Below are 7329 nucleotides of genomic sequence, written 5' to 3'. Positions count from 1 at the left end.
ATCACGACGATTCTCGAGACCATGGCAGAGTCCCCCCGTGCCGGAGACATCGAACTCTGCACGTCGCTCGGCGATGCGGCAACGGTTACAGTCCTGGCGCGGGTCAGGATCGCTTCCGACAGTCGCGCGCCGGCGGTTCAGCCGTCGTGGCAGCCGCCGAGACCGCCGCGCCGATCGCCGCGGCCCTCGGGCTCACGGTCGAGACCGAGCCCGACCTCGACGAGATCGAGACCGGCGCCTGGACGGGCCGCGGCTTCGACGAGCTCGCGGTTGACCCCCTCTGGGCCGCCTGGAACACGGAGCGCGCGACCGCGCGCCCACCGGGCGGCGAGAGCATGGCGGAGGCGCAAGCGCGGATCGGCCGGGTCCTCGACCGCTTCACGGCGGACGGCGCGCCCGTGATCCTGGTGAGCCACGGCGACGTCATCCGGGCCGCGCTCCTCGGGATCCTCGGCCTCGGCCTCGACGCCTACGACCGCATCGTGGTCGATCCCGCCTCCTGCAGCGAACTCGCCCTCTGGCCCGGCGGCGGGCGGGTGGTGTCGATCAACGAACGGACCGCCCCATGACGGCTGCAGAGCTGCGCCGGCAGGCCGACGCCCTCGGCCCCTGGTTCCACAACATCGACCTCGGCGACGGGGTCTGGACCGCCCCGGACCATTTCCTCGGCGACTATCCGGGCGTGAAGTGGCGGCGCTTCGCCGACGCGCTGCCCGCCGACCTCACCGGCAAGAGCGTCCTCGACATCGGCTGCAACGGCGGCTTCTACGCCATCGCGATGAAGCAGCGCGGCGCGGCCCGCGTGCTCGGCCTCGATTCCGACACGCGCTACCTCGAGCAGGCCCGCTTCGCCGCTTCCCATCTCGGCCACGACATCGAGTTCCGCAACCTCTCCGTCTACGACGTCGGCGCGCTCGGCGAGCGGTTCGACGTCGTGCTGTTCATGGGCGTGCTCTACCATCTGCGCCACCCGCTGCTGGCCCTCGACCTGATCCGCGAGCACGTGGCCGGCGACCTCCTGGTGTTCCAGTCGATGCTGCGCGGCAGCCGGGCGGTCGAGCCGGTCGCCGAGGATTACGAGTTCTGGGACATGGACCAGTTCGAGCGGCCCGGTTACCCGCGGATGCACTTCGTCGAGCGCGCCTACGCGCATGACTGGACGAACTGGTGGATTCCCAACCGCGCCGGCATCGAGGCGATGCTGCGGGCGAGCGGCTTCGCCATCGAGGCCCAGCCCGAGGCCGAGGTCTATCTGTGCCGCACCGCGCCGGTCCCTTACGGGCTGGGGGCCGAATACCCCGCGCGGTCGAAGTCCGACGAACGCGGGGGAACGCGATGATCGACTCGGTGATGCTCTGGAACGAGCCCAACAACAAGTCGCACTGGGATCCGGAGATCGACCCGGACTGGCTGCTCTTCGCCGAGATGGCCAAGGCGGCGGGCCACGCGGTCCGGGCTGCGAACCCGAACCTGATCCGCGTGCTCGGCGGCATCTCGCCGATCGACCCGATCTTCATCCGCAACATGGAGGGGCGCGGCGTCCTCGACGCCGTCGACGCCGTGGCGGTGCACGGCTTCCCCCTCGACTGGAACCTGTGGTCGATCCACGACTGGCCGGCCAAGCTGGAGGAGATCCGCGCGGTCACCGACCTGCCGATCTGGGTCTCGGAGGTCGGCGTCTCGACCTTCGGCGCCGAGGAGGTGCAGGATTGGGGCCTGCGCCGGACCCTCGAGCTGCTCTCCGGCCGGGCGCCGCGGATCCACTGGTACAGCCTCTACGACCTGCCGCGGGAATGGGAGGCCACCACACGCCACAAGGAGGCCGAGGGCTCCTCGTACTACCGGCACTTCCACATGGGGCTGCTGCGGCAGGACGGCACGCCGAAGATCGCCCTGGAGAGTTTCGCCCGCCACACCCCCGAGATCGGCCTGTGCCAGTGGTTCCACTTCGAGGATCATCGGCTCGACGAGGCCGTCGCGTGGATGAAGCGGCTCGGCGTGCGCTACCTGCGCACCGGCCTGTCCTGGGCCGACAGCTTCCGCCCCGGGGCACTGGACTGGTTCGACCGGCAGATGGCGGCGCTGCAGGATTTCGACGTCACCGTCACCTTCTGCTTCACCCCGGAGCACCGGGGCATCTCGCCCCACCACACCAGCGCGCCGCTGGTCCGCGCCGAGTTCGCGGAGTTCTGCGCCGCCATGGTTCGCCGCTACGCCCCCGGGCCGCTGCCGGGCGCGACCTGGTAGAGGCCGCGGCACGCCGGCCGCCCGCCGTGGAGGCGCGCAGGCCGGTGCGCGCAGGCCGGTGCGCGCTGGCCGGTGCGCGCTGGCAGTCGCGGGCAGGCAGTCGCGGGCAGGCAGTCGCGGGCAGGCAGTCGCGGGATCGTGCAGCGGCCTCATCCGGATGGGGGATGCGGACGGCCCGTCCCGGCTCTACGGTCGGGCCTTCTCCGAGACGAGATCACCTCCAGCCCGCCCGGCCCAGCCGCGGCGGGCTTCTTGTCGGCCGCCTCCGGGCGCCTTCCGGCCCGGGCCGGGCGTCGCGGAGCGCGCTACCGCCGGATCGACAGCCGGCGGCGGGCGTGCCCGGCGGCATCGCGCACGACCAGGCTCCAGGATCGGTCGGGATCGGACGCGCAGACCTCATCGGCCATCTCGGCGATGACGCTGCGCGCCTCGGCCATGGCCTCCTCCAGGCTGCCGACCTCCACGCCGTCGTCGTCCCGGATCGTCTCCTCGCCGCTCTCGAGGTCGAAGTAGAAGCGCTCGGACACCGACCTCCCCCCTGCTGCCGCCCCGCGGCGATCGTCCGGATATCTCTACGTAGTGCGAAGAACGACTGGGAAAGGTCTTGGGTCGGATAAACCTTAATGCATCTAAAACATGGAGTTTGCCGGGGTCTGCGCGATCTGGCCGAGATTCCGCCGGCGGTATCAAGTATAGGAATCCGCAGCGTCCCCCTGCCGTCGTCGGACGGTCTGGTGCGGTGGCGTTCCTGAGCCGGGGCCTCGTGACATGTCGACCTCCGCCAATCCGCCCCACCCGAGCGCCGAGACGGCGGCGCTCCGCAAGGACAAGCTGCGCGCGCACATCCGGGGCGTTCTGTCGACGATCCGGTCCCATCATAGGGGCCGCGGGGCGTCGTCGATCCGGGCCACCGGCTACGTCTTTGGAGGGTGGTTCTGCGGCGCCGCCGCGGCATCGATCCCACTTTTTACGTAGCAACGGTCCGTCCAAGGGATGTGTTTCATGAGGCGCCGCAATCCGGCGCTTCGAACGGCGTCCCATGGCAGAGAACACCCAGCTCCGATCCCATATCCGCGGCGTGCTGCTCAGGTTGATGCAGAGGCTGCGCGAGCGGGCCGGCTGACGGGGACCTCTCGGAACCTGGCCGGAGCCCGGTCCGCCGGGCGGCGGACCGGGCGCGTCGGCCGGTGGCTCAGCCCGCCTGACCGCCCATCATCGCCTGCATCCGCGTGAGCCGGGCGATGTGGAGGTTGATCAGCGGCAGGGCGCCGCGGGCGATCGCGCGCAGGCCGGGATCCTCGCCCGACTGGGCGTAGGAGCCGTGGATGCCGAGCGCCTCCTGATGGCCCTGGAGCGAGGCGTTCACGAAGGTGGCGTCGTATTGCGGTCCCGGCGGCATGGCGCTGAGCTGTGCCAGGATCTGCGCCTTCTGCGCGTCGGTGGTCATGCGCTGGGCCGGGGCCGGGCCCCCGAGCACGCCGCCCGCGACGCCGCCCGCGATCCCGGTCGCCGCGTTCACGGCGGTGCCGGCCACCGCCACCGGCGCCGCGACGAGGCCGCCGATCAGGCCGCCCGGGCCCGCCGCGGCCGGGCCGGGAATCGGGGCGCCGCCCGTATAGGCGTTGATCTTGCGGGCGAGATTCACCTGCTCGACCACCTCGGCGCGGGCGAACTTCTTGACGCCGGGATTGCCGGTCTTCGCGTGGGCGTCGCGGGCCGTGTTCTCCAGGAACAGGCCGCCGCTGGTGGCCATCTGGAGATAGGCGCCGGTCGGGATCGCGCCGGCCGGCGTGACTTGCGCGATGGCAGTGCGCGTGACCGCAAGGGCCGCGGTGGCCCCCAGCATCGTGGTGAGGAGATCGCGGCGGTGCAGGCGACGGTGCATCATGGGATTGGCTTCCGGATTGGGTGAGGCACCCGACGCCCCGATCATCGCTTGAGGTGCTGCCCGGCGAACCGCACAGGGCGGACAAGGTTCCTGCCCGGCGGACCTGCCGAACCGCGGGACCGGGGCTCCTGAAGACCGCCGGACAGACCGGATTTCGCCCGCAAATGATCGGTCTTGCTAAGCCTTGGCGCCGGAAGGTGCCGTCTTCGCTGCCCTGCCCGCGGCTTTATCTCCGATCGATACAGATCTAGATTGTCGCACCGGACGAGGTGGCGCTGCGCGCCCCGCCGGGCTGCGGCCGTGCGGCCGGGCGGACCGGCTCTCGAGGTGACGATGGGCCAGACGACGATCAAGGACGTCGCCCGACGGGCCGGCGTGAGCTTCCAGACGGTCTCGCTGGTCCTGAACCACCCGCAGAAGGTCGCCCGGACCACGCGCGAGACCATCGAGACGGCCATGCGCGACCTGGACTTCGTGCCCAGCCTCGCCGCCCGGTCCCTGCGCAAGAAGCCCAGTCGCAGCATCGCCTGCGTGTTCCCCCTCGCGCCGGAGCCAGCCGCCGACGCGTTCCGCGCGCACGCGGAGGCCGAGCACGGCCACGTCCTGCAGACCTTCGGCACCGTCACCGACGAGCAGGGCTACACCCTGGTCCACCGCTGCCGCCGCGGCGACGACCCGGACGGCCTGAGTCGGATCGCCAGCCTCGTCAGCGAGGCCCGGGTCGACGGCCTCGCGGTCTTCGCCGAGGGCCGGGACGACCCGCTGATCGGCCTGCTCCAGGCCAAGCGGTGCCCGTTCGTCGTGTTCGGCCTGGACGTGCCCGGCACGCACTTCGCCGCGCGGGCCGAGCGCGACGCGGTCCACGGGGCCGTCCGCCACCTGATCGCGGCGGGGAGCCGGTCGATCTGCCTGCTCGCGGGCGACGGCCGCTGCCCGCCCGCCGTCACCGAGCGGTTCCGCGGCTACCGGGACGCCCTCGCGGAGGCCGGGCTGCCGCTGCGCGACGATCTCGTGGTTCCTTGCGACGGCACGTCCGCGGGCGGCTACCGGGCCGCGCGGGCGCTGCTGGAGCGGCCGGAGATCGGGGCCGGCTCCCGGCCGGACGCCGTCGTGGCCGCCAGCGACCGGGCGGCGTTCGGCGTGCTGAAGGCGCTGCACGAGGGCGGCGTGCGGGTTCCCGCGGAGATCCGCGTCGTCGGCTTCGGCAACCTCACCCAGGCGGCCTACGCGGTCCCGAGCCTGACCTCGGTCGATGTCCCGACCCTCGACATGGTGCGCTTCGCCTTCGCGACCCTGGTCGAGCTGATCGAGGGGACGCGCGCGCCGGACGACCTCGCCCAGAAGCTGTTTCCCACGCGCCTCGTCGTGCGCGAGTCGAGCGGGGCGCCGCCGCCCTAGCGGGGCCCGCGGCCGGTTCTCGCTTCGGTTCCTACCCCGGCTCTCACTCCGCCGCGAGGACGCCCGCCCCGGCTTCGCCCCGCCCGAACTGCGCCGCGTGCAGGCGGCTGTAGGGGCCGCCGGCGGCGAGCAGCGCCGCGTGCCGGCCCTCCTCGACCACGCCGCCCTCCCCCAGGACCACGATGCGGTCGGCGTCCCGGATGGTGGCGAGGCGGTGGGCGATCACCAGGGTCGTGCGCCCGCGGGCGAGTTCGGCGAGCGCCCGCTGGATCTCCCGCTCGGTCTCGGTGTCCAGCGCAGAGGTCGCCTCGTCGAGGATCAGGATCGGCGGGTTCTTGAGGAAGACCCGCGCGATGGCGATGCGCTGCTTCTGCCCGCCCGACAGGCGCACGCCGCGCTCGCCCACCACCGTGTCGAGCCCCTCGGCCAAGCTGTCGATCAGCCCGCCGAGCCGGGCGCGCCGCGCGGCGGCGTCGATCTCGGCCTCGGTGGCGTCGAGGCGGCCGTAGGCGATGTTCTCCCGGATCGTGCCGGCGAACAGGAACACGTCCTGCTGCACGATGCCGATCTGGCGGCGCAGGCTCGCGAGCGTCAGGTCGCGGATGTCGATGCCGTCGACCGTGATCCGCCCCGCCTCGACCTCGTAGAAGCGCGGCAGCAGGGCGCAGAGGGTGGTCTTGCCGACCCCCGAGGGGCCGACGAACGCCACCGTCTCGCCGGCCGCCACCGCGAGGTCGAGGCCGCTGAAGACCGGGCGGCCGGGGCCGTAGCCGAAGCCCACGCCCGCGAAGCGGATGTCGCCGCGCAGGGATTCCGCCGCGCGGGCGTCCGCCCGGTCGGTGATGTCGGGCGCTGTGGCCAGCAGTTCCTGGTAGCGGCGGAAGCCCGCGACCCCTTTCGGATAGGTCTCGACCACGGCGCCGATCTTCTCCAGCGGCCGGTAGAACACGCCCACCAGCAGCAGGAAGCCCACGAAGCCGCCGGGCGTCAGGTCGCCCCGGACCACGAAGGCGGCGCCCCCGAGCAGCACCGCGATCTGGACGAGGCGCAGGCCGAGATAGTTGATCGACAGGCCCGCCGCCATCAGCCGGTAGGCCTCGAGCTTGGTGTCGCGGTAGCGGGCATTGTCGAGGGCGAACAGGGCGCGCTCGTGCGGCTCGTTGGCGAAGGCCTGCACGACCCGCATCCCGCCGACATTCTCCTCGATCCGCGCGTTGAAGGCGCCGACCCTTCCGTACTGGGCCTGCCAGTTGCGGGTCATGCGGCCGCCGTAGCGGAGCGACACGAAGGCGATCAGCGGCAGGATCGCCGCGGTGATCAGCGCCAGCGGCGCGTGGACGTAGAGCATCAGCGCGAAGGCGCCGAACAGCGTCATCACGGCGATGAACAGGTCCTCGGGGCCGTGATGGGCGACCTCGCCGATCTCCTCCAGGTCCTTGGTCACCCGGGCGACGAGGTGGCCGGTCTTCTGGCCGTCGTAGAAGCGGAACGAGAGCTTCTGCAGGTGGTCGAAGGCCCGGGCCCGCATGGTGGTCTCGATGTTGATGCCGAGCACGTGGCCCCAGTAGGTGACCACCACCATCAGGCCGGCATTGGCGACGTAGACCAGCGCCAGCGCCGCCGCGGCGAGCAGGATCAGGCCCCAGTCCTGCCGCGGCAGCAGGCTGTCGATGAAGCCCTTCACCGCGACGGGAAAGCCGAGCTCCAGCAGCCCCGACAGCACCGCGCAGCCGAAATCGACCAGGAACAGCGTCCGGTACGGCCGGTAATAGGCGAGGAAGGCCTTCAGCATCGCG

Annotated in this window: 7 protein-coding genes; 4 read left to right on the top strand and 3 right to left on the bottom strand. The window is 71.9% G+C overall.

What is annotated here, in order from left to right; genetic code table 11:
- The first annotated feature begins 146 nt into the window (after positions 1–146).
- From MOTC310_RS23245 to MOTC310_RS23235, 3 genes are read left to right on the top strand one after another with little or no spacing between them, the layout of a single operon-like run.
- Complete coding sequence (locus MOTC310_RS23245) at positions 147–569, top strand: histidine phosphatase family protein (RefSeq protein ID WP_331303451.1); 423 nt, start codon at positions 147–149, stop codon at positions 567–569.
- Positions 566–1339 (top strand): TIGR04290 family methyltransferase, encoded by a 774-nt coding sequence (locus tag MOTC310_RS23240; RefSeq protein WP_331303450.1) that lies wholly within the window; start codon positions 566–568, stop codon positions 1337–1339. The genes MOTC310_RS23245 and MOTC310_RS23240 overlap by 4 nt, the downstream gene beginning before the upstream one ends.
- Positions 1336–2247 (top strand): glycoside hydrolase 5 family protein, encoded by a 912-nt coding sequence (locus tag MOTC310_RS23235; RefSeq protein ID WP_331303449.1) that lies wholly within the window; start codon positions 1336–1338, stop codon positions 2245–2247. The genes MOTC310_RS23240 and MOTC310_RS23235 overlap by 4 nt, the downstream gene beginning before the upstream one ends.
- A gap of 305 nt (positions 2248–2552) precedes the next feature.
- Here the strand turns inward: MOTC310_RS23235 and MOTC310_RS23230 are convergent, their stop codons facing one another.
- Both MOTC310_RS23230 and MOTC310_RS23225 read right to left on the bottom strand, forming a co-directional pair.
- Positions 2553–2774 carry a DUF6894 family protein gene (locus MOTC310_RS23230; RefSeq protein WP_331303448.1) on the bottom strand — a complete coding sequence of 74 codons (222 nt, stop codon included), beginning with the start codon at positions 2772–2774 and terminating at the stop codon, positions 2553–2555.
- Between the two features lie 665 nt (positions 2775–3439).
- Entirely contained in the window at positions 3440–4135 is a 696-nt protein-coding gene (locus MOTC310_RS23225) for a DUF4142 domain-containing protein (protein WP_331293200.1), read from the bottom strand.
- Positions 4136–4468: 333 nt separating this feature from the next.
- Between MOTC310_RS23225 and MOTC310_RS23220 the strand changes: the two genes are divergently transcribed.
- Positions 4469–5533, top strand: coding sequence for a LacI family DNA-binding transcriptional regulator (locus tag MOTC310_RS23220; RefSeq protein ID WP_331303447.1), 1065 nt, complete (start codon positions 4469–4471; stop codon positions 5531–5533).
- A gap of 43 nt (positions 5534–5576) precedes the next feature.
- Here MOTC310_RS23220 and MOTC310_RS23215 read toward each other — a convergent pair whose 3' ends face one another.
- Positions 5577–7325 carry an ABC transporter ATP-binding protein gene (locus tag MOTC310_RS23215; protein WP_331303446.1) on the bottom strand — a complete coding sequence of 583 codons (1749 nt, stop codon included), beginning with the start codon at positions 7323–7325 and terminating at the stop codon, positions 5577–5579.
- Between the last annotated feature and the right edge of the window lie 4 nt (positions 7326–7329).

Source organism: Methylobacterium oryzae (genome assembly GCF_036441375.1).
Classification (GTDB): domain Bacteria; phylum Pseudomonadota; class Alphaproteobacteria; order Rhizobiales; family Beijerinckiaceae; genus Methylobacterium; species Methylobacterium oryzae_A.
The sequence above is the reverse complement of the archived record's forward strand: the minus strand, read 5'-3'. Positions and strand labels throughout refer to the sequence as shown.

Bases quoted from the DNA above. Each gene is read 5' to 3' on its own strand.
- MOTC310_RS23220 (WP_331303447.1), top strand. From the start codon at position 4,469: ATGGGCCAGACGACGATCAAGGACGTCGCCCGACGGGCCGGCGTGAGC.
- MOTC310_RS23235 (WP_331303449.1), top strand. From the start codon at position 1,336: ATGATCGACTCGGTGATGCTCTGGAACGAGCCCAACAACAAGTCGCAC.
- MOTC310_RS23215 (WP_331303446.1), bottom strand. From the start codon at position 7,325: ATGCTGAAGGCCTTCCTCGCCTATTACCGGCCGTACCGGACGCTGTTC.
- MOTC310_RS23225 (WP_331293200.1), bottom strand. From the start codon at position 4,135: ATGATGCACCGTCGCCTGCACCGCCGCGATCTCCTCACCACGATGCTG.
- MOTC310_RS23240 (WP_331303450.1), top strand. From the start codon at position 566: ATGACGGCTGCAGAGCTGCGCCGGCAGGCCGACGCCCTCGGCCCCTGG.